Annotated in this window: 20 protein-coding genes, 1 tRNA gene and 1 pseudogene; 6 read left to right on the top strand and 16 right to left on the bottom strand. The window is 61.1% G+C overall.

The window, feature by feature from the left end:
* Positions 1-434: sigma-70 family RNA polymerase sigma factor (locus H8B02_RS31585; RefSeq protein ID WP_229169803.1), on the bottom strand; the 434-nt coding region annotated here is incomplete at its 3' end.
* A gap of 110 nt (positions 435-544) precedes the next feature.
* Between H8B02_RS31585 and H8B02_RS31580 the strand changes: the two genes are divergently transcribed.
* The gene (locus H8B02_RS31580; protein WP_194461630.1) at positions 545-1,000 is read left to right on the top strand and encodes a carboxymuconolactone decarboxylase family protein; all 456 of its coding nucleotides are present in this window, start codon (positions 545-547) and stop codon (positions 998-1,000) included.
* Between the two features lie 156 nt (positions 1,001-1,156).
* Here the strand turns inward: H8B02_RS31580 and H8B02_RS31575 are convergent, their stop codons facing one another.
* A complete protein-coding gene (locus tag H8B02_RS31575; RefSeq protein ID WP_229169802.1) occupies positions 1,157-1,966 on the bottom strand; it encodes an alpha/beta fold hydrolase in 810 nt (269 codons plus the stop codon).
* Between the two features lie 146 nt (positions 1,967-2,112).
* On the opposite strand from H8B02_RS31575, the gene H8B02_RS31570 reads away from it, so the two are divergent.
* Positions 2,113-2,655, top strand: a complete 543-nt coding sequence (locus H8B02_RS31570; protein WP_229169801.1) for a methylated-DNA--[protein]-cysteine S-methyltransferase — start codon at positions 2,113-2,115, stop codon at positions 2,653-2,655.
* 174 nt (positions 2,656-2,829) lie between these two features.
* Here H8B02_RS31570 and H8B02_RS31565 read toward each other — a convergent pair whose 3' ends face one another.
* From H8B02_RS31565 to H8B02_RS31530, 8 genes are all read right to left on the bottom strand, one after another.
* Positions 2,830-3,702, bottom strand: a complete 873-nt coding sequence (locus H8B02_RS31565; protein ID WP_229169800.1) for an MBL fold metallo-hydrolase — start codon at positions 3,700-3,702, stop codon at positions 2,830-2,832.
* A 19-nt stretch (positions 3,703-3,721) separates the two neighbouring features.
* Positions 3,722-3,859: a hypothetical protein gene (locus tag H8B02_RS31560; RefSeq protein WP_229169799.1), complete on the bottom strand. Its 138-nt coding sequence runs from the start codon at positions 3,857-3,859 to the stop codon at positions 3,722-3,724.
* A 70-nt stretch (positions 3,860-3,929) separates the two neighbouring features.
* Complete coding sequence (locus H8B02_RS31555) at positions 3,930-4,544, bottom strand: glutathione S-transferase family protein (protein WP_229169798.1); 615 nt, start codon at positions 4,542-4,544, stop codon at positions 3,930-3,932.
* Positions 4,545-4,756: 212 nt separating this feature from the next.
* Positions 4,757-5,599, bottom strand: coding sequence for a fumarylacetoacetate hydrolase family protein (locus H8B02_RS31550; protein WP_229169797.1), 843 nt, complete (start codon positions 5,597-5,599; stop codon positions 4,757-4,759).
* A 140-nt stretch (positions 5,600-5,739) separates the two neighbouring features.
* The gene (locus H8B02_RS31545; protein WP_229169796.1) at positions 5,740-6,588 is read right to left on the bottom strand and encodes an MBL fold metallo-hydrolase; all 849 of its coding nucleotides are present in this window, start codon (positions 6,586-6,588) and stop codon (positions 5,740-5,742) included.
* A gap of 128 nt (positions 6,589-6,716) precedes the next feature.
* The gene (locus H8B02_RS31540) at positions 6,717-7,706 is read right to left on the bottom strand and encodes an NADPH:quinone reductase (RefSeq protein WP_229169795.1); all 990 of its coding nucleotides are present in this window, start codon (positions 7,704-7,706) and stop codon (positions 6,717-6,719) included.
* Positions 7,703-8,485 carry an SDR family oxidoreductase gene (locus H8B02_RS31535; protein WP_229169794.1) on the bottom strand — a complete coding sequence of 261 codons (783 nt, stop codon included), beginning with the start codon at positions 8,483-8,485 and terminating at the stop codon, positions 7,703-7,705. Before H8B02_RS31535 ends, H8B02_RS31540 begins: the two co-directional genes overlap by 4 nt.
* 136 nt (positions 8,486-8,621) lie before the next feature.
* On the bottom strand, positions 8,622-9,137 hold the full coding sequence (locus tag H8B02_RS31530) for a CvpA family protein (protein WP_229169793.1): 516 nt from the start codon (positions 9,135-9,137) through the stop codon (positions 8,622-8,624).
* 109 nt (positions 9,138-9,246) lie between these two features.
* Here H8B02_RS31530 and H8B02_RS31525 point away from each other — a divergent pair.
* A pseudogene (locus H8B02_RS31525) lies at positions 9,247-10,007 on the top strand (SDR family NAD(P)-dependent oxidoreductase).
* Positions 10,008-10,449: 442 nt separating this feature from the next.
* Here the strand turns inward: H8B02_RS31525 and H8B02_RS31520 are convergent.
* Positions 10,450-12,057: a GMC family oxidoreductase gene (locus H8B02_RS31520; RefSeq protein WP_229169792.1), complete on the bottom strand. Its 1,608-nt coding sequence runs from the start codon at positions 12,055-12,057 to the stop codon at positions 10,450-10,452.
* 104 nt (positions 12,058-12,161) lie between these two features.
* A complete protein-coding gene (locus tag H8B02_RS31515; protein WP_229169791.1) occupies positions 12,162-13,595 on the bottom strand; it encodes a coniferyl aldehyde dehydrogenase in 1,434 nt (477 codons plus the stop codon).
* 316 nt (positions 13,596-13,911) lie between these two features.
* Between H8B02_RS31515 and H8B02_RS31510 the strand changes: the two genes are divergently transcribed.
* Positions 13,912-13,988 (top strand) — tRNA-Met (locus tag H8B02_RS31510).
* Between the two features lie 351 nt (positions 13,989-14,339).
* Positions 14,340-15,896: an anti-phage dCTP deaminase gene (locus H8B02_RS31505; protein ID WP_229169790.1), complete on the top strand. Its 1,557-nt coding sequence runs from the start codon at positions 14,340-14,342 to the stop codon at positions 15,894-15,896.
* Between the two features lie 984 nt (positions 15,897-16,880).
* On the opposite strand, the gene H8B02_RS31500 is transcribed toward H8B02_RS31505, so the two are convergent.
* Complete coding sequence (locus H8B02_RS31500; RefSeq protein ID WP_229169789.1) at positions 16,881-17,498, bottom strand: DUF4339 domain-containing protein; 618 nt, start codon at positions 17,496-17,498, stop codon at positions 16,881-16,883.
* Between the two features lie 159 nt (positions 17,499-17,657).
* Between H8B02_RS31500 and H8B02_RS31495 the strand changes: the two genes are divergently transcribed.
* Positions 17,658-17,960, top strand: a complete 303-nt coding sequence (locus tag H8B02_RS31495) for a helix-turn-helix domain-containing protein (RefSeq protein WP_229169788.1) — start codon at positions 17,658-17,660, stop codon at positions 17,958-17,960.
* A 5-nt stretch (positions 17,961-17,965) separates the two neighbouring features.
* Here H8B02_RS31495 and H8B02_RS31490 read toward each other — a convergent pair whose 3' ends face one another.
* The 3 genes from H8B02_RS31490 to H8B02_RS31480 all read right to left on the bottom strand — a co-directional run bounded on the left by H8B02_RS31490 (position 17,966) and on the right by H8B02_RS31480 (position 19,854).
* Positions 17,966-18,295, bottom strand: coding sequence for a DUF3768 domain-containing protein (locus tag H8B02_RS31490; protein ID WP_229169787.1), 330 nt, complete (start codon positions 18,293-18,295; stop codon positions 17,966-17,968).
* A gap of 93 nt (positions 18,296-18,388) precedes the next feature.
* Complete coding sequence (locus H8B02_RS31485) at positions 18,389-18,901, bottom strand: hypothetical protein (protein WP_229169786.1); 513 nt, start codon at positions 18,899-18,901, stop codon at positions 18,389-18,391.
* Positions 18,902-19,020: 119 nt separating this feature from the next.
* Positions 19,021-19,854, bottom strand: coding sequence for a hypothetical protein (locus tag H8B02_RS31480; protein WP_229169785.1), 834 nt, complete (start codon positions 19,852-19,854; stop codon positions 19,021-19,023).
* Between the last annotated feature and the right edge of the window lie 711 nt (positions 19,855-20,565).

Below are 20,565 nucleotides of genomic sequence, written 5' to 3'. Positions count from 1 at the left end.
GCCGGCGTGCGTCCGACGATCGGCGCGATCTCCTCGAACGGCACCGCGAACATGTCGTGCAGCACGAAAGCCAGCCGCTCGGCCGGCGCCAGCGTTTCCAGCACCACGAGCAGCGCCGCACCGACGGAGTCGGCCATCTCGGTCTCGCGCTCGGACGGATTGTCCGCGATCGGCTCCGGCACGTGCGGGCCGATCGGCTCCTCGCGGCGCGATTTGCGCGAGCGCAGCATGTCGAGGCAGATCCGCGCGATCACCGTCGTCAGCCAACCTCCGAGATTATCGACGGTCGCGGCATCGGTACGACCGAGCCGCAGCCAGGCCTCCTGCACGGCGTCGTCGACCTCGGCGGTCGAACCCAGCATGCGATAGGCCACCGCGCGCAGGCGCGGCCGGTTGGCCTCGAACTGTTCGGTGAGAGAATTTTTCTCGTCCATCGGTCACATTCCCTTTGTCCACTCCGTCATGGCCATGACGAACGAAACCAGGCCGATGTGACAGCAGATCGGCATGGCGGCGTCAAAAGGCCAATCAGGAGAGTGAGATGATGAAAGCCCGCATGAACCACCCGGTGATGGTTGTTCCCGATGCCATGAAAGCGCTGCAGGCGCTCAGCGAGAGCACCAAGCCGGCGCTGCCGGAAAAGCTGCTCGAGCTGGTCCATCTGCGCGCCAGCCAGATCAATGGCTGCAGCGTCTGTGTCGATATGCACCCGAAGCTCGCCAGGCGTGCGGGCGAGACCGATGAGCGGCTGTTCGCGGTCGGGGCCTGGCGCGACACGCCGTATTTCACCGAAGCCGAGCGCGCCGCACTGGCGCTGACCGAAGCGGTGACCCGGCTCAGCGATCGCGAGGATCCGGTGACGGACGCGGTGTGGGACGAGGCGGCGAAGCATTTTGACGAGCAGCAGCTCGCGTCCCTGGTGCTGGGGATCGCGGCGATCAATGTCTGGAACCGGCTGAACGTCGCTGTGCGCCAGCCTGTTGGTGCATGGAAGGTCTGAGGAATCCCCCTCTCCCCGTTCTTCACGGGGAGAGGGCTGGGGTGAGGGGCTCTCTCCGCGAGTGACGTGGGTGGATGAACCTGTACCCCCTCACCCGGATCGCATCTTGCGATGCGATCCGACCTCTCCCCGCAAGCGGGGCGAGGTGGACGCGAGCTAGCTCGCCAAAAACTCCAGCACGATCTCGCAATAGCGCTGCGGGGCCTGCTCGAACATCGGATGCGTGGTGCCGGGGATCATCTCGGTGCGCGCGCCCTTCACATTGGCGGCAAGGGCGTGCAGCACCTTCGGCAGCACGCCCTTGGTGTTGGCGCCGCCGATGAACAGTGTCGGCGTCTTGATCGCCTCCGCGTCGGCTTTCGAGAACGGCGGGCGCTGGTCGCGGGTCTGGCCGATGAGCGTGGTCGCATTGTCGCGCAACAGCTGCTTGGAGGTCGCCGGAATCCGCTTCCAGGCGCCGGGGCCTTCGAGCGCGTCCATGAAGATCTGCAAGCCGCCGTCGATGTCGCCCTTGGCGATCTCGGCGGCACATGCCGCGAAGCGTGCTGCCAGCGGCGAGGGGCCCGGCTTGAAATCAGGATCAAGGCTCTCGTCGAGCTCGCCGCCGGGCTCGGCGAGGATCAGCTTGCGCAGCAGGTCGGGCCGCCGCTGCGCGACGCGGAAGCAGATATGGCCGCCGCGGGAATGCCCCATCAGGTCGACCGGCTTGGTGTCGAATGTCTCGATGAAGGCGATCACGTCGTCGACATGCTGCGCGATCGAATAGGTGTCGCCAACGCCGTCCCAATGCGCCGGGAAGAAATGCCGCAGGCTGACCGCGATCACGCGATGCCGCCGCGTCAGCGGGCCGAGCACCGCCGACCATATCCGGAAATCGCACAGCGAGCCGTGCACGCAGACCAGCGGCGGGCCCTCGCCGATATCGAGATAGGGCATGTCGAAACCGTTGACGTGGAGGCTGTGCATTTCGGGGCTCGCGAAAGGGCAGGAGATGTTGTTGATTTAGCCCAAGTTCCCACGGAATTCGGGTGGATAGCAACATTCTCCAAGCCTAGATTTCAGATCGACAGCAGGCTCAAACGTGTGAGCTGAAGGACTATCTGGAGTGAGCCATGACCGGCCAGCATTTTGCAATCTTCGAGACCATGATCGGCGCCTGCGGCGTCGTCTGGGGCGAGCACGGCGTCACCGCCGTGCAGCTGCCGATGGGCACCGAGGAGAAAACCCGCAAGCGCATCTTCCAGCGCAATGGCGATGTCACCGAGGCGGCGCCGCCGGCCGAGGTGCAGCACGCGATCGACGGCATGATCGAGCTGCTGGCCGGCAAGCCGAACGACCTCGCCGACATCGTGCTCGATCTCGACGGCGTGCCGGAGTTCAACCGCGGCGTCTACGACATCGCGCGGAGAATTCCGCCAGGCAAGACCGTGACCTATGGCGACATCGCCAAGCAGCTCGGCGGCGTCGAGCTGTCGCGCGACGTCGGGCAGGCGCTGGGCCGCAACCCGTGCCCGATCGTGGTGCCCTGCCACCGGGTGCTGGCGGCCGGCAACAAGCCGGGCGGCTTCTCGGCCAATGGCGGCGTGGTCACCAAGCTGAAGATGCTGCAGATCGAAGGCGCGGTGGTGAACCACACGCCGAGTTTGTTCGATTGATCTACTCCCTCTCCCCGTTCTTTACGGGGAGAGGGTTGGGGTGAGGGGCTCTATCCGCGAAGAGGTGTAAGCCGAGAGACCTGTACCCCCTCACCCGGATCGCATTTCGCTTCGCTGCATGCGATCCGACCTCTCCCCGCAGGCGGGGCGAGGTGGGGCGCGCGAGCGGCGATTTTATCTCACCGTCTCACACACAAACCCGTTGCCCTTCCGCCTGATCTTGCCGACCGTCGGCGAGGGGAAGTGTGCGGGGCAGCACAGCGTATCGGTGTCGCAATAGCGCTCGAGGAAGCTGCGCCGCGTCTTCGCGGCCAGTGCCGGGTCGACGTCGAACTTCGGCGACAACTCCGGATAGAGCGTCTGGATCGGCGAGTGCATCAAATCGCCGGCAAACACCGCATCATCCTTGCCGCGGCCGAAGGTGAAGGCGACATGACCCGGGGTGTGGCCGGGTGTCGGCAGGATGCGGACGTGATCGCCGATCGCAAAATCATTGCCGACGAGGTCGGCCCGCTTGGCTTCGACCACCGGCAGCACGCTGTCGACGAAGGGCGGGACCTCTGCCTTGGCGTTGGTTTCGGTCCAGTAGTCGAACTCGCTCTTGTCGAATACGTAGCGTGCGTTCGGGAAGGTCGGCACCCAGCGGCCGTTCTCGAGCCGCGTGTTCCAGCCGACATGGTCGACATGCAGATGCGTGCACATCACGTAGTCGATGTCGCCGACCGAAAAGCCCGCGGCCGCGAGGCCACGCAGATAGTTGTCGTCGGTCTTCATGTTCCAGCTCGGCCGCCCCGGCCGCGGCTTGTCGTTGCCGATGCAGCTGTCGATCAGGATGGTGTGGTGCGGCGTCTTCACGATGTAGGACTGGAACGCCAGGATCAGCGTGTCGCTGTCATCGAGTGCGCCGGCCGCTTTCATCCAGGCGCGGTTCTCCGCGAGCAGCTCCGGTGTTAGTCCGGGCAGCATGTCTTGCGCGGGCAGGAACAGCCCTTCCTCCTCGACAATGCGATGAATGGTGAGATCGCCGGCGGCAAATTTCAGGCTCATGGTGATTCCTTGGATGAGGTCAGTGCGCGTCCCGCACGGCGGGAATGTTGATGTTGGCGAGGATATCCATCGCCGCAAGGTCTTGCTCCGGCGGGCTGTACCGGGCTGCCGTCATCATCATCACAAAGTCGAGATCGGAGACGGTCAGCGCGAGCACTGGGCTCGCGCTGAAAATCGAGAGGCGGGGACGCATTCGCGCATCGTCATTCTCCCCGCGCTCTTCTTTGCTACGCCGGCGGCGGCGCCGAGATCTTCACCGACGGCCGCTCCAGCATTTTCTGGTAGAAGGCGTCGAGCTTGGGATAGGCCTTGCGCCAGCCACAATCGGCAAAGCGGAAATCGGCGTAGCCGAGCACGCAGACGAGGCCGATCTGCGCGATGTCGAACGACGAGCCGTTCAGCACGTCCGGCCGGTTCTCGAACCGCGCCATGCCGGCCCAGGCCCTGTTCCAGTGATCGTCATACCAGGCCTGCCACAGCGAACCCTGCGGGCGCACCATCTTCTCGTAGCGGCACAGCAGCATGGAATCGAGCATGCCGTTGAGCAGCGAATGATCGGTCTTCAGCTGCCAGCGCCGCGGACCGTAGCCCGGGATCAGCCGGCCGCCGCCGATCTCGTTGAGATATTCGACGATGACGTAGGAATCCAAAATGATGTCGCCATGGTCGAGGATCAGCACCGGCAGCTTCTTCAGCGGCGAGATCTTGGAATATTCGTCGTTGGCCGTGCCCGGCGCGACGCTGGCCGGCACCAGCTCGATCTTGTCGATCAGGCCAAGCTCGATCGCCGCGATGCGCACCTTGCGGGCGAACGGGGAGGCGGGAGAGAAGGTGAGTTTCATGGGATGACCCCTTTCCGAACAGACAGTCGTCATCCTGAGGAGCGCGCCCTTCTTGGGCGCGCGTCTCGAAGGATGGATCGTGATCGACGCTCTTCCATCACCCGTTTGACCGGGGGTGACGGAGCCCTTGGCTCATCCTTCGAGACGCGCGCGTTGCGCGCTCCTCCAGCGACAACGGCGATGCCGTTGCGCGGGGATGACGATCCCGCAAATCACGCCGCGACGATTTCCTGGCGCTGCTCGCCGAGGCCTTCGATGCCGAGCGTCACGACGTCGCCGACATTGAGGAAGGTCGGCGGCTTCATACCGAGACCGACGCCGGGCGGGGTGCCCGTCGTGATGATGTCGCCGGGCAGCAGCGTCATGAACTGCGAGACGTAGGAGATGCATTTCGCCATCGTGAAGATCATGGTCTTGGTCGAGCCGGTCTGGCGGCGCTGACCGTTGACGTCGAGCCACATCGACAGGTTCTGCACATCGGCGATTTCGTCCTTGGTCGCGAGCCACGGGCCGACCGGGCCGAAGGTGTCGTGCGACTTGCCCTTGGTCCACTGTCCGAGGCGCTCGGTCTGGAAGTTGCGCTCGGACACGTCGTTGCAGACGCAATAGCCGGCGACGTGGTTGAGCGCGTCGGCTTCCGAGACGTATTTGGCGCGGGTGCCGATGATCGCGGCGATCTCGACTTCCCAATCCAGCTTGGTCGAGCCGCGCGGCTTCTCGACGGCATCGTTCGGGCCGGACAGCGAGGTATTCGCCTTCATGAAGATGATCGGTTCGGTCGGGATCTGAGCGCCGGTTTCCTTGGCGTGGTCGGAATAGTTCAGGCCGATCGCGACGAACTTCGAGATGCCGGTGACCGGAGCGCCGAAGCGCGGCTTGCCGGAGACGGCGGGCAGGGAGGCGGGATCGAGGGCGGAAAGCTTCTTCAGCGATTCCGGCGTGTAGGCTTCGCCGGTCAGGTCCTTCAGATGGGCCGAGAGGTCGCGGAGCTGGCCGGATTTGTCGATCAGACCGGGCTTTTCCGCACCCTTTTCGCCATAACGAACAAGCTTCATGTTGATCACTCCCTACGATGTCTTGAGGATTGTTACTGGTATACCTCGACACGCTTCATGGAACAGCGCGGGCGGAAATTCAACCGCCATGAGCGCGTTGCATTGCAGCCAAGCCTTTATTCAAGGCCGGTTCGGGCCGATCATGCGAGCGCGATGAACCTGAACGCGTCGCCGTCGCGCTTGATGTGGCCGGCATTGAAATGTCCGCCGATCACCGGCGTCGGCGTGTCGGCGAAACGCGAGAACAATTCGCGCCGCGTCGCGGCCGATTGCTTCTGGTCGGAATCCGCGGTCGACGACCAGTCGAGGTGATACATCTGGCAGGGGTGATGCGCGACATCGCCGGTCAGCAATCCTTCCTCGCCGCCGGACTTGATGTGGATGCTCATGTGGCCGGGGCTGTGACCCGGCGTCGGGATCAGCGTGATCTCCTCGCTGAGGCGATGATCGCTCGGCACCAGCTCGGCCTTGCCGGCATCCGCGATCGGCTTCACCGAGTCGGCGAACACGGCAGCATGCGCGGCATCGCCGCTGTGGTCGCGCCAGTGCTCGAATTCGGTCCTGCCGAACACGTAACGCGCATTGGCGAAGGTCGGCACCCATTTGCCGCCGGAGAGTTTCGTGTTCCAGCCGACATGATCGACATGCAGATGCGTGCACAGCACGGTGTCGATGCTGTCAGGTGCAAATCCGGCCGCGGTCAGCTTCTCCAGGAACGGATCGCTGCGGTTGTTCCAGGTCGGCACGTTGCGGCCCTGCTTGTCGTTGCCGAGACCGGTGTCGACGATGATGCGGTGCTCCGGCGTCTCGACCAGCAGCGAATGGATCGACATTTTCAGCCGGCCATCCTCATTGGCGAAATGCGGGATCAGCCAAGGCAGGCTCTGGATCTCCTCCCGGCCGGCCAGCGGTAGGATGAAGCGTGTGCTGCCGACGGTCTCGAGCTCGACGACTTTTGTGATTTTGACCTTGCCGATCTTCCATTGCATGCGGCGTGCCCTCGGTTTCTTGTTTCTCGCCGGATCATGCGGGCTTCCGCGCGCCGGCGCAATGGATCAAGCAAGCGCCCCACTTCACCTCGCCCCGCCTGCGGAGAGAGGGAGAGCGCGCGTGCCTATCATCGCGCGCAGTCGACGATCACGGTGCCGATCTTGTCGCCCTTCTCGACGGCGAGATGGGCCTCGGCGGTCTCCGCCAGCGCGAATTGCCCGGCGATGTTGTGCACGCGGGTGCCCGACTCCAGCCAGTTCGTGATGTCGGCCTGCGCGGCGGCGAGTAGCGGCGGCGGCAGCGCGAACAACGCCAGCGAGCGCACCGTGATGCATTTCTCCATCAATTCGCGCATTGGCAGCACAGGCGTGCGGTTGCCGTTGGTGGCATAGACCGCGATCGTCGAGTTCAACGCCATGATCTTCAGCGTGGTCGCGAGGTTGCCGCCGAAATCGACGTCGATCACGCGGTCGACGCCGCGGTTCTCGGTGAAGGCCATCGCCTTGGAGACGACGTCCTCGGTCCGGTAATTGACGACCGTATCGGCGCCGGCAAGCCGCGCCTCCACGTCCTTGACCTGCGAGCTCACGGTCGCAATCACGCGCGCGCCGCCCCATTTTGCCAATTGCACCGCGTAGTGACCGACAGCACCAGCGCCGCCGGTGACCAGCACCGTTTGCCCGGAGATTGGACCGTCGGCAAACAGCGCGCACCACGCGGTCATGCAGGGGATGCCGAGCGTTGCGCCGGCCGCAAACGACACGTCCTGCGGCAGCGGCGTCACCAGATAATCGGCAAGCGTAATGTACTCGGCCGCGGTGCCGAAGGCGCGGCCGTTGCGCTGGCCATTGAACAGCCAGACGCGATCGCCGACGGCAAAACGCGTCACGCCTTCACCGATCTGGTCGATGATCCCCGCGCCGTCGCTGTTCGGAATCACGCACGGAAACTCCATCGCGCGATAGTTGCCGCTGCGGCGGCCGACGTCGGCCGGATTGACGCCGGAAGCCTCGAGCCGAACCCGGACTTCGCCAGGGCCGGCGTCTGGCGTCGGCATTTCGCCGACGGTGAGCACCGTCGGCGCCGCGCCGGTCCTTTCGTACCAAACCGCTCTCATAACGTACCCGGGAAGGCGCCGCCGTCGAGCAGCAGGTTCTGCCCGGTGATGAAGCCGGCCTTGGCGCCGCACAGGAAGGCGCAGGCGTAGCCGAACTCGTCGGGATGGCCGAAGCGGCCGGCGGGGTTCAGTTTGGCGCGCTCGGCCAGGACCTGCTCGGCCGAGATGCCGCGCTTCTCGGCCTCGGGCTTCGCCGTGCCGCGCAGACGATCGGTCTCGAACGGGCCCGGCAGCAGGCCGTTGATGGTGACGTTGTTGATCACGGTCTTGCGCGACAGGCCGGCGACGAAGCCGGTGAGGCCGGCGCGGGCGCCGTTGGACAGGCCGAGAATCTCGATCGGCGCCTTCACCGCCGCCGAAGTGATATTGACGATGCGGCCGAACTTGCGCGCCATCATACCGTCGACGGTCGCCTTGATCAGCTCGATCGGCGTCAGCATGTTGGCGTCGATCGCCTTGATCCAGTCGTCGCGGGTCCAGTTGCGGAAATCGCCCGGCGGCGGGCCGCCGGCATTGTTGATCAGGATGTCCGGATCGGGGCAGGCCTTGAGCACGGCTTCGCGTCCCGCCACCGTCGTGATGTCGCCGACGATCTCGGTGACGGTGACGCCGGGATGGCCTTTACGGATCTCGTCGGCGGTCTGCTTCAGCGCCTCGGCGCCGCGCGCCGTCAGTGTCACATGCACACCCTCGTTGGCGAGCGCAATCGCGCAGGCGCGGCCCAGTCCCTTGCTCGATGCGCAGACGATGGCGCGGCGGCCTTTGATTCCAAGATCCACGAGTTCACTCCCTGTGATGTCAGATTGGTTTGTAAAGCTTCGCTGGCGCCAGTCTAGCCAAGCCCGGCGGCGCCGGTAAGGGACGTGCAATGCATAAGTGCATGCCGGGCAGGAACAGACGGGCGAGCGCAGCAGGTTAGATGCGCTGCTCCCGCCGCAGCCGCTCGATCGCCATGGTGGCTTCGGGCGGCAGCGAGCGGAATCCGGCCTGTCCGGCAGCGGAGAACCACGGCCGCAATTGCGATCCGTTGAGGAATTGTGGCTGCCTCGCCAACGGCACCAGCTGATCAAACACCAGCACCAGCGTGGTCACGACGAGGCCGACCCTGATCGCGCCGAGCAGCGCGCCGCCGAGCCGGTCGCCGATCCCGATCTCCGAACCGATGGTGTCGTCGAGCATCGTCCGCGCCATCTTTCCGAGGATGACGCCGATCAGTAGGAAGAGGCCGAACAGCAGCACCCCGTTGGGCGGGAACGGCGACGACGGCAGCGTCGCGACGTGGGGCCCGATCAGCGCCATTGCCGCGACGGCGAGCGGCATCGCGACGAGATAGGCCAGGATGGTGACCGCGCTGCGCAGCAGGCCGGTCGTGAAGCCGGTGACGACCGCGAACAACAACCCGAGCGTCACGACGATGTCGAAGAGGTTCATGGATAAGGATTCCTGCCCCAATCTCCCGCGGTCCCCTGGTTGATCAAACCTGCTTACATCAGGGACAATTGTCGCTATCACTCGTCCGCTTCAATCCGGGAACCTGCCGATGTCCGACCTATTCGATGTCAGTAAAGAAATCATCCTCATCACCGGCGCCTCGCAAGGGCTCGGGCGGCAATTCGCCCGTGTGCTGGCGGCGCATGGCGCTGCGGTGGTGCTGGCAGCGCGCCAGACCGCGAAGCTAAAAAGCCTCGCGGACGAGATCAAGGCCAAGGGCGGCCGCGCCGCCGCGGTGCAGATCGACGTCGCGATATTTCCGGCATTGCGAAAGCACTCGACGCCGCGGAAGCCGCGCTCGGTCCGGTCTCGGTCCTGATCAACAATGCCGGCATCGCGATCGAGAAGCTCTCCACCGAGCAGACCGAGGCGGACTGGGACGCAGTCGTCAACGCCAATCTGAAGGGCGCCTACTTCCTCGCCACCGAGCTTTCGCGGCGCATGATCCTGCGCAAGCAGCCGGGCAACATCATCAATGTCGCCTCCGTGCTCGGGCAGGGTGTGCTCAAGGCGGTTTCGCCCTATGCGATCTCCAAGGCCGGCATGATCCAGGGCACCAAGGCGATGGCGCTGGAGCTCGCCGGCAACAACATCCGCGTCAACGCGCTGGCGCCGGGCTATATCGACACCGAGATGAACCATGATTTCTGGTCGACGCCGGCGGGCGAGCGGCTCGCAAAGCGGATTCCGCAGCGCCGCGTCGGCGCCGAAGCCGATCTCGACGGCGCGATCATGCTGCTCGCCTCCAACGCCTCGCGCTACATGACCGGCACCGTGGTGACGGTCGATGGCGGGTTTTTGCTGAACTAATCCGCGCGTCATTGCGAGCGAAGCGAAGCAATCCATGTTTCCGCTTGCGGCGGCTATGGATTGCTTCGTCACTTCGCTCCTCGCAATGACGGTGCGGGTCAGGTGCGTAGCCCGGATGAAGCCAACGGGTCGCGCGAACGCGCGCCCGATGACAGGCCCCGCGAAATCCGGGGCCGTGTGGGCAAGGTCCCGGATTTCGCTGTCGCTCCATCCGGGCTACGACGCTTGAATCGAGACCATCCTCATCGTCGTCCCTGCGACAGCAGGGACCCATCAATTGCGCACTAGGCAGGGACGACGGTACGCGACTTCGGAATAATAGAAGAATACCGCTGAGTTGCCCGACGAGTCAAGTCACCGTGTCGAACGCCGGCGCTCGCCGGCTACTGTGCATGGGGTTGTTTTCGATATTTTGCCAGTGCGGCCTTGCGACGGCATTTGGTTACCCCGCCCGCATCTCCGCTTTGATCATGTCGGCGGCCTTCTCGCCGATCATGATGGTCGGCGCATTGGTGTTGCCGCCGATCAGCGTCGGCATGATCGAGGCATCGACCACGCGCAACGCTTCGAGGCCGTGCACGCGCAGCTTCGGATCGACCACCGCGAGCGGATCGCCGGTGCCCATCCTGCAGGTGCCGACCGGGTGATAGACGGTGTCGGAGCGCGCCCGCAGGATGTTGCGGATGTCGTCGTCGGTGCGCACATCTGATGTGAACATGTCCTTCTGCTGCAACGCGCGCAGCGCCGGCGTGTCGAGCAGCCGCTTCGTCATCTTGAAGCCTGCGACCATGGTCTCGACGTCGCTGTCCTCGCCGAAGAAATTCGGATCGATCGCGGGGGCCGCGAGCGGATCGGCGCTGTTCAGCCACACGCTGCCGCGGCTTGCCGGGCGCAGCAGGCAGACATGGCAGGAGAAGCCGGTGCCCCAGCGCGGCTTGCGGCCGTGGTCTTCCACCATGGCCATGCAGAAATGCAGCTGGATGTCAGGGACGTCGAGCTCAGGCCGCGTCTTCAGGAAGCCGCCGCATTCGGCGACGTTCGAGGTCATCGGGCCGCGCCGTTCGCGCCGGTATTGCCCGATCCCCTTGATGATCCGCCCGATGCCGCTCCACGACAGTCCCGAGAAATAAGGTGCGTCGGAGGCGAAGCCGAACACGAAATCAGGGTGATCCTGCAGGTTCTGTCCGACACCCGGCAGATGATGCACGCTGGCGATGCCGTGCTTGCCGAGCGCCGCGGCGTCGCCGATACCCGACAGCATCATCAATTGCGGCGACTGGAATGCACCGGCCGAGAGGATGACCTCGCGCCGCGCGCGCAGCACCTTCTTCTCCTTGCCCTGCACGTATTCGACGCCGACGGCGCGCTTGCCCTCGAAGATGATGCGGGTCGCCTGCGCCTGCGTCTCGATGCGCAAATTGGGCCGGCGGCCCATGTGGGGATGGATGTAGCCCCGTGCCGCGCTCCAGCGCTCCCCATTCCTCTGGGTCACCTGGTAGATGCCGAGCCCTTCCTGTTCGGCGCCGTTGAAATCGTCGCGGATCCGGAACTGCGCCTCGCGCGCGCCCTGCAAGAACGTCTCCTTGACCGGATTGTCGGACTGCAGGCCCGTGACGTTGAGCGGGCCGCCCTTGCCGTGATATTCACCGTCGAGTTCGGTGTTGTTCTCCGAGCGCTTGAAGTAGGGCAGGACGTCGGCGTAGCTCCAGCCCGCATTGCCGAGCGAAGCCCAGTGATCGTAGTCGGCGCGATGACCGCGGATATAGACCATGGCATTGATGGCGCTCGAGCCGCCGAGCCCCTTGCCGCGCGGCTGATAGCCGATGCGGCCGTTCAGGCCCTTCTGCGGCACCGTGTCGAATGCCCAGTTGTTGAGCTTGCTCGAGAGCATGAGAATGATGGCGCCGGGCGTGGTCACCACCCAATTGTCGTTCTTGCCGCCGGCATCGAGCACCGCCACCGAGGTCGCCGGATCCTCCGACAACCGCCCCCCCACCGCGCAGCCGCCGGAGCCGGCGCCCACCACCACGAAATCGAATGTGTCAGTCACGTATGTTTCCCCCAGTTTCTTGGCGTCATTCCGGGGCGATGCGCTAGCATCGAACCCGGAATCTCAAGGTTCCGGGTTCGCTTCGCGCCCCGGAACGACAGTCCCTACGACAACAGCCGCATCAGCTTCTCCAGCCGCGCGACCTTCGCGCCGTAGGGCGGATAGAGATCGGCGAGCCGGTTGAAGCGTGAGCGGTAGAACACCGGCTTCAGCTTGGTCAGCGTCTTGAATCCCCATTCGCCGTGATAGGCGCCGGTGCCGGACGCACCGACGCCGCCCATCGGCTGATAGGCCTGCGCGAAATGGAACAGGCAATCATTGACGGTGACGCCGCCCGACACCGTGCGCGCCAGCACCTGATCGCGGGCGGCGTTGTCGGTGCCGAACCAGTACAGCGCCAGCGGGCGGTCGCGCCGGTTGATGAAGGCGATCGTCTCGGTGGCGTCGCGCGTGCCCATGACCGGCAACAGCGGTCCGAAGATCTCCTCCTGCATCACTGTCATCTCAGGCGTCGCATCGACGATGACGGTCGGCGGGAATTTGCGCCTCGCCTTCCACTCGGGATCGTTGGGCGCGGCCGGCTGCATGATGGTCGCGCCCTTCGCGGCGGCGTCGGCGACGAGGCCCTCGAGCCGGGCATAGTGCCGGTCCGAGACGATCGAGGTGTAGTCGGGATTTTTCGGATCGGTGCCGAACATGTGCTGCATGTGGCCCTGCAGCCGCATCGCGAACGGCTGCACCGAGGCTTGCGGCACCAGCACGTAATCGGGCGCGATGCAGGTCTGGCCGGCATTGAGCAGCTTGCCGTAGGCGATGCGCTGCGCGGCTTCGTCGAGGTCGGCGGAGCCGTCGACGATCGCGGGCGATTTGCCGCCGAGCTCGAGCGTCACCGGTGTCAGGTTGCGGCCGGCCGCTTCCGCGACCAGCCGGCCAACGCGGGTCGAGCCGGTAAAGATCAGATGATCGAACGGCAGGCCGGCAAAGGCCCTTACGATGTCGTCGTCGATATCGGTGACCGCGAGCTCGGTGGTGTCGAATTTCTTCTCGATCACCTCGGCCAGCAGCTCGGCGAAGCGCGGCACCAGCTCGCTCGGCTTGATGATGGCGCGGTTGCCGGCGGCGATCGCGGCGACTGTGGGCGCCAGGGTCAGCTGCAGCGGATAATTCCAGGGCGCGATGATCCCGACCACGCCGAGCGGCTGCGGGATCAGCCGGTTCCTGGCCGGCGCGAACTGCACCGTGGTCGGAATCCTCTCGGGCGCCATCCAGCCCTTGAGGTGCTTGGCCGCATGCTTGATCTCGCCGAGCACCAGCATGGTCTCGGCGACCGCGGTCTCGACGGTGGAGCGGTGGCCGAAATCGGCCGAGATCGCGGCCTCGAATCGCGCCTCGTTCTCGGTCAGCGCGGCGCGCAGGCGGCGCAGCCGGTCGAGCCGCGCCTGCAATGTCGGCGCCGGCTCGCTGCGCGACAACTCGACCTGGCGGTGAAAGGTGTCCTCAAGCGCATGCAGCCCCGGGCTCTTCAATGGCCGGTCCATGGCGTTTCCCCTCGAATGACGTGTCCTTGACGGATTTTGTTGGCGCCAAGCTCCGCTTTTGCGCGCGATCTGGCAAGAGGCCGGTTCCCGGCGGTAAATTTGCCAGGAAAACCGCCGATTTCAGCGTCACAAAATCCTCAAAAACCCGCATCCGGGGCTTTCCAAACCGTACTCACGTTGATACATACCCCTCGCACCCGATGGCTTCGGCCCGGGTCGCCTTCTCAGGAAGCCCTCCGGACGGATCGATCGGCGCCATCTGATGCGTTGGCCGACCGGCTCGGGCACTCTTTCTGCAAGGCACGCAACGGTTTAACGCGGGGTGGAGCAGCCCGGTAGCTCGTCAGGCTCATAACCTGAAGGTCATAGGTTCAAATCCTATCCCCGCAACCAAACAAGCCTCTGATATTTTGAGGTTTTTAGGAAGCCGCCAATAGGGCGGCTTTCTTGTTTTCTGGCTATGTCGCCACCGTGTCGCCACCGAAAGGCTTGGCAAGCTGAGTGCGGACCTGTTCTGCCGGTGTCTTGCGGATCGCCAATCCCACGAGTGCGCTCGTGGCATGTTGGGTGATGTACTCGCAGTTATCCCCGATTGTGCGTCGTCGTCGCAATTCTCGCGCGGCTATTTGGATGCTGGTTGGCCCTTCCTAACCCACTGAGAAGTAAGCACCCAGTGTCAAAGACCTTTACAGGCTTTCCGGGAATTCGGATTAATAATCACTACTAGGTTGTGCCGGGGGATTAATGCCAGAGCCAGTTTTACTGAGAAAGCCAACTGCTGATCAAAAAACCTTAGCAGCAGACATATCCGACAGACTGTCCGAGGAGCTGATAATAGCGCTGGTTGGTCCAGTCGGTTCAGGGGTCTCGACCTCTGCGGCATTCATCGAAAAGATTCTGACCCATCAGTTCGGGTACGACGTTGCGCCCGTCATTAAGTTGAGCAGCTTTATCCGAAACGAAGCTCACCGGGTATCTAGTGGCGAAGTTCCTGCCCCGCTGAGCCAGTACATCACACATATGCAAAACGCTGGAAACAAGCTCCGCGAAAAGTTTGGCAGCAATTACCTTGCCGAGAAGGCTGTCGAGAGCATTGCCAAATATCGCCAAGGAAAAAACGGGTACGCAGCAAACGGAGCGATGTTGCCTGGACGAAGAGCATACATAATTGATTCAATAAAGAACCTAGAAGAACTAGAGTTGCTTCGCCAAATCTACCGCGAGACGTTGTGCGTTATCGGCGTATTTGCTCCAGACGAAATCCGCAAACAGCGGTTGCTGAACGATGGCGCTGTGGACAGCGAAGTGCGCACGGTCATCAGTCGCGATGCTGGCGAAATTGCTACTTTTGGCCAGAATACGCGAAAGATTTTTACTCAAGCGGATTTTTTCATATGCAACGACAAGAAGCCTGATGAACTCGAAAGAAGACTCCAACGGTATTTGGAAATTGTGTTTGATACTAATATTCATACTCCCACTCGACACGAGTCAGCCATGTACGAAGCGACCGCAGCGATGGCGGGCTCGGCCTGTATGTCACGGCAAGTTGGAGCAGCAATAATCTCGTCTTCCGGGGAATTGATTTCAGTGGGTTGGAATGACGTACCTAAATTTAAGGGCGGCATTTACACAGAGGATGATCAGTTTCGCTGGGACCCTGAAAAAGAAAGCATCCAAGACGGGGACCACCGCTGCTTTAAGTGGGGTATGAAAATTTGTCACAACGATATGCGCCGCTCCGGGATATCGGAGAGTATCGCGAAAGCGATTGCTTCATCCGGTTTACTCAAAGAGGATGCGACGGAGGCCCAAGTTCGCGAACTACTCAGAGGAAATGAGGTTGATGATCTGACCGAATTCTCGCGTGCTATCCACGCGGAAATGGAGGCGATATTAGCAGTCGCGCGTGAAGGAAGGCATTCTCTCGTCGGAGCAACGTTGTTCACAACGACGTACCCCTGCCACAATTGCGCTCGGCACATAGTTGCCGCAGGCATTTCGTCCGTCGTGTATATCGAACCCTACAAAAAAAGCTTAGCGATAGCTCTGCATAATGATGCCATAAGCGAAGACCCCGAAGATAAGAAACGGGTCGTATTTCGGCAGTATGATGGCATAGCTCCGCAGCACTATCTGACCTTGTTTAAGAAGAAGTCGGACCGGAAGATCGGGGGTAAATTCGCCCGACAATCACCCAAACTGGCCGTTCCGCTTTTTCGTGTTCCGCTAGACGGGCCTGTTGAATACGAATCAAAAGTGATTGCAGACCTGGAAGCAAAAGAAGATACTGCCCGTTAACGAATCATTGGGATGGTGGTGGAATGTCAAAGCAAGGCCCCGCTGAGACTTGTCCACAGCAACTGGTTTTGGATTTCCAAGGTCCAAAACCGGTCGATCAATCCGAATGTTCGGGTCCCAAAATCCTAGCGTTTGTAGACCATGCTACTCGCGCTGTCCGTGAGCGGGCTGTTCTGAGGGTTAAGACGGCTGGAATTTTTTCATTGCCAGCCAATCTGTCGAGATAACCCTGCTACTTTGACCGCCTACGCTGACCGCTAACCGGCTTAACTCTCCGCGACCAATCCGTTGCTTCCCTTCCGCCGTCCAGCACGGTCAGCAATTAATTGGGCTTAAGCCTATTTCGACCCGGTCTTACTCGCTAGGTCTGCGCATCCGGCAATGCCATTATTCGCCCGGAAAAATCTCGGCAGCTGGTCCGGATCGATCCCCCTAGCGACGGCGTGCTGCAAAGCCCGAGTCCATCTGCTGCGTGTCCGGTAATCGATTTCACTCCACATCGTGGCCTCGATAATAACTCGGATCGGATGCCAATTCGCCCGTACAGGAACGATTAGGACGGCGGGTGCGCTTTCCATCAGGGCCGAAAGAAGCTCTTTATCGGCGAGATATCGGTAGCCTCGCAGAACAGCTCGAAGGTATCGATACTCAGAGAACCGGCGCTTGCTCCTGGATACAAAGTCAGCCGTCTCTCGTATCTTGGTGATCCGCTCGATGATTTTGCGCTCGGATTTGAGAAGGACTCTCGACGAGGATTCCATTAGCATCACTCCTGTAAACTGCGATGCCGAAAATTAGCGTCGCGGAGAATGCAGGGGATTGGCTTTGTTCAAAGCGACATTTCAGGCGGCGCGCGAGGCGAGAATCGCCAAGGATTCGTGATTCTTTAGCGCCGCGATGAAAGATCGTTTTGTCAGTCTTTTGCAAGAGGCGGGCAACAACAATGGCCCGCCTGCATCATTCGCCTGATACCCTCATTCAACATCACGATTGCGCAGCGGCCACCAAAAATAGGAAAAGAACAAACAGAACTACCCAAGTTATCGCGTAGGTCGGCCGCTGTTTGAGTTTATTAGCGCGAACAAAAAGATAAACGGGGACGATGAATAGGGCGAGAAACTTCATTCCGACGCCTTTGGAATAGCCTGCTTTCTCCAAACGGTATTCGTCCCAGATACACAGTAGCCCATACACTACCGTATAGGCGAGTAGAGGCACCTCCCTCTCTTTCCATGGAAGACCTCCGCCTTGGCTTACTGCTCGTGCAAACGAAATGCTCGGGTCGGATGCAAGCGCAATATCAATGATGCCAAAGATCATTGGAATGAAAGCTACGATCCACACCAAAGTGTTGCTAACTTGTGCTCCAGAGAGTGGTGGTGGTTCGGCATTAACCAGTGCGCCTAGATCGCTATCTCTAATCGATTGCCAATCCTTCATTCCCCGACGCCAAACTTGATCAGTTGAGTCGAGCTTCTTTTTGGCGAGAAGTTCTCGGATCGCTGACGCCGACACTGGGCCTTTCCTGGCTCCGTTGTCGCTGTAATACCATTCGTTCTCATTCGGTATCGGTGGCGGCATTGCGGAAATTTGGTCAGTCATTCGCTATCCCCAATAACGTTGTAGGCCGACACCGCTGGTGCCGGGCAGAGCCGTCGTTGGCATTCACTCCGTCGGACGGCTCATCATTCTCAGATCAATAAATAAACACGGACATTATATACCGTGGTTTAATGGACCGCTAGGTGGTTGCCTTGCGGGATGGAGGGGCGACAACTAGTGGCTTGGAATTTGCGACGACTCCGCGTTCAGCAGGAATTGTCTCAAGAGGCACTGGCTGTCGATGCCGAGGTTGACCGCAGTTATGTTGGACGATTAGAGCGTGCGGAAGAAAACCCAACCGTCGGAGTTTTAGATCGGTTCGCGGCAGTTCTCGGGGTCCATGTGTCCGAGCTGCTACGCAAGCCGTCACCTGGCGAGCAACAGCCAAAGCCGTTGAAGAGCGGACGTCGCCCTCGCGCACAAATTCGACGTTCCCGGGTCAGCGCAAAAAGGAAGCGTTGAACGACCTAGTACTCTTCCGCAAGCATGATTGTGATGATGCGTTTCGTCAGAGAAGGATCTGATGGATCGGGTGATCCCATCGCCATGTCTTTCGAGAAATAGTCGATCTTGAAGAAGATGGTGTGGTCTTCGACTTGGAGCGATCCGAAGTCGTGCTCTCCGTACGGGTCCGAGTCTTTGCAGAAATCGTCGTACAGCGTAATCGCGTCAAAGATGCGCTCCGCCAAGTCTGGCCCTAGAGCCGCCACACCTGGCGTCATGAATGCGGCACCACGGGTGAGATCGCGGCGAAGTTCATCGTTAAGAGAGCGAATGGTTTCTTTCTGGGCCATCATTTGTCACGTCCTTGATGGGTTGTAGGGGGCAAACGAAAGGCTCAAGCCGTACTAGCGACTTGAGCCACGGAAAGCGGAGCGATTTGAAAGGTCTTAATCGCTGTTCAATAGTGCGACTGAGCTGAGCGGTCGCACGAACTCAGACGTGCTCGGGTAGTCGCGCCACCTTAGCGTTAAAGTGTCGTTGCTTCGCTTCGTGACAATCGCAGGCCACCAGCCATCATCAACGGTGTCTTGGGCGATGACGAGATGACCAGGCGCGAGCTGTGACCAAGTCTTGGGAAGTAACGTAGAAATCGCGCCGGGCTCGCCACCCACTAACGAATTGATCTGATCATAGAGTTGTTGATCGACACTCGGCACGAGGCCATTGCCGGTGGCATGTATTCGACCGACCGGTAGCTTGCTCGTAATCTCAAAGTGCTTCCTGGTGACTGGAACCGCTAACCGCAGACCCATCGCTGCGGCAGCTCTTGCTAACAGCGCTTCGTTCTCGCCGGTGAAGCGTGCCGCATGGGGTTTGCGGTCCTTATCCAGTCCGAACATGATGATGGTCTTGGCAGAAGGTCTTTTGGTTGTTTTGGGTTTCGTTGGCTTCTTGGGCATGCAGAGCTCTCCTCTAGAATCAAAAGAGGCCCGAGCGGGCCTCAAGTGGTGGGCTAAGTGATGATTGCGGGTCACATCTGTCTATCTGTTGGATGCGGCCTCATCTCGTAGCTCTTGCGTCAGTCATGCAGAGCCACGCGCTCGCAGCTATGAAACAACGGACAACTCTTGTTGACGCATCGAAATCGATCATCAATGTTATTGCCGTTACAAACACCGAGCTCCAATTGAGCGCACCACCTCCAGATTGCATGCTGGACGAACCTTGGAAAAGTACGCGGGTAGTCCGGGTTGTATTGGCTTGCGTCAATTTGTGGCGCGATCCGAGCGATGATGTCGGCGCATCCGCCTGTTGCGTAGCAGGCAGGTCCAAAAACGTGCTTCGCTCCGAGTCTGCGTTGGATGCCGGTTCGTAGTAAAAAGTTGTGCACCAGCGTGTCGATGGCGATCATGCCCGAGCCTGCCTCTATCCAGATTGGCTTGGTCGGCGGCGCGGCCATCAAGATGTCAGCCAGAGCCATATTCAGCAATTTGTCGGACACGCCGAAAACGTTCCGAAGCGGTTCGATCAAGGCACTTCGCATCCGCACGGCGCGATGCTTGGCTTTGCCGCTCAAACTCGCTTGATCAAGCGCGTGATCGATCCACTTAACCAAGTTGCTGTCCGCAACATCGCGGATAAACAAGAAGAGCGAGTAAGTGGTTTGATTCAAACGTCCATTGCGCAGGTCATGTCGAGGTAACGAACAGTAAGAAGTGATTTTTGGCTGGGCGCACGTTCGGCTATCTTTCCGATAACCGCAGCCGTGAAAACTCCAGTAGCTGCGCAGCTTCGAGCAAGTTGGAGGTTGAGAGGTGGCCTGCTGTAGGTCGAGCCAGGCAGGGCTGCCATGATCATGCGTGTAGGTGCGTGCCGCATGATCACTGATGCCTTGAAGCGAAAACGCTTTCAATAAGTGCTCGAATAGCTGCGGTGTATCCTGATTTAGAATCGCATGTCGTAGTCGATTGGATTCTGCGCTAAGCAGATTTTCTGACCCAGCCAGGCGGCAGACCGTATCGACCAGTAACGACGCGTGATCGACCGCTAGGCGACTCGCGCCCGGGTTACGAAATCGGGGCCTTCTCAACTTGCCGGGCCGCTTGTAGATGGTCCGGCTTGCTCCCATCGTGTCTAGGCGACCGATTTAGGGGGCGCGCTGTACGGCCTCAGTAACGCATCTGCGGGGGTAGCGGTGAAGGCGAGTCCGTCCTCGTTCATTTGGCGTGCGCCGACACAGAGCCGCGAATCAGCTTGCAATTAGAATGACATCAAAAAAAGTGGCTTTCAAGCCTTAAAATGACACATAAGCCATTGATTTTGCTTATAAATATGCCGATTTAGGCCGTTCGCGGCGATTTGAGCTGCTGTACGCCAAAGTTCGGCCGAGTGATTTGCCGAGCGCGAGCGAGGCCGCCAGACACCAGATTTCGCGTTGCACGACGGCGGCGCAGTCTTGCGCCATTGATCGTCCGGCAACCCCGAAGGAGCCTACGGTCTCTTAGTCGCGATGAGACCCACAAATTGTCGCTGCCGGATTGAAGACTTGGCGGCTCCGCATCCGCGTTGAAGGACAGACTTGCGTCCGGAGTAGGACAAATGATGGCGCGAAGAACGTACGCAT

It is taken from the genome of Bradyrhizobium altum, from assembly GCF_020889705.1.
In the GTDB taxonomy this organism is placed as follows: domain Bacteria; phylum Pseudomonadota; class Alphaproteobacteria; order Rhizobiales; family Xanthobacteraceae; genus Bradyrhizobium; species Bradyrhizobium altum.
Note: the sequence above shows the minus strand (reverse complement) of the source record. Positions and strands in the feature narration are given on the sequence as shown.

Bases quoted from the DNA above. Each gene is read 5' to 3' on its own strand.
- H8B02_RS31580 (WP_194461630.1), top strand. From the start codon at position 545: ATGAAAGCCCGCATGAACCACCCGGTGATGGTTGTTCCCGATGCCATG.
- H8B02_RS31570 (WP_229169801.1), top strand. From the start codon at position 2,113: ATGACCGGCCAGCATTTTGCAATCTTCGAGACCATGATCGGCGCCTGC.
- H8B02_RS31490 (WP_229169787.1), bottom strand. From the start codon at position 18,295: ATGATGGCCCAGAAAGAAACCATTCGCTCTCTTAACGATGAACTTCGC.
- H8B02_RS31540 (WP_229169795.1), bottom strand. From the start codon at position 7,706: ATGAGAGCGGTTTGGTACGAAAGGACCGGCGCGGCGCCGACGGTGCTC.
- H8B02_RS31555 (WP_229169798.1), bottom strand. From the start codon at position 4,544: ATGAAACTCACCTTCTCTCCCGCCTCCCCGTTCGCCCGCAAGGTGCGC.
- H8B02_RS31565 (WP_229169800.1), bottom strand. From the start codon at position 3,702: ATGAGCCTGAAATTTGCCGCCGGCGATCTCACCATTCATCGCATTGTC.
- H8B02_RS31530 (WP_229169793.1), bottom strand. From the start codon at position 9,137: ATGAACCTCTTCGACATCGTCGTGACGCTCGGGTTGTTGTTCGCGGTC.
- H8B02_RS31500 (WP_229169789.1), bottom strand. From the start codon at position 17,498: ATGACTGACCAAATTTCCGCAATGCCGCCACCGATACCGAATGAGAAC.
- H8B02_RS31485 (WP_229169786.1), bottom strand. From the start codon at position 18,901: ATGCCCAAGAAGCCAACGAAACCCAAAACAACCAAAAGACCTTCTGCC.
- H8B02_RS31545 (WP_229169796.1), bottom strand. From the start codon at position 6,588: ATGCAATGGAAGATCGGCAAGGTCAAAATCACAAAAGTCGTCGAGCTC.
- H8B02_RS31515 (WP_229169791.1), bottom strand. From the start codon at position 13,595: ATGGACCGGCCATTGAAGAGCCCGGGGCTGCATGCGCTTGAGGACACC.
- H8B02_RS31575 (WP_229169802.1), bottom strand. From the start codon at position 1,966: ATGCACAGCCTCCACGTCAACGGTTTCGACATGCCCTATCTCGATATC.
- H8B02_RS31505 (WP_229169790.1), top strand. From the start codon at position 14,340: ATGCCAGAGCCAGTTTTACTGAGAAAGCCAACTGCTGATCAAAAAACC.
- H8B02_RS31495 (WP_229169788.1), top strand. From the start codon at position 17,658: ATGGAGGGGCGACAACTAGTGGCTTGGAATTTGCGACGACTCCGCGTT.
- H8B02_RS31550 (WP_229169797.1), bottom strand. From the start codon at position 5,599: ATGAAGCTTGTTCGTTATGGCGAAAAGGGTGCGGAAAAGCCCGGTCTG.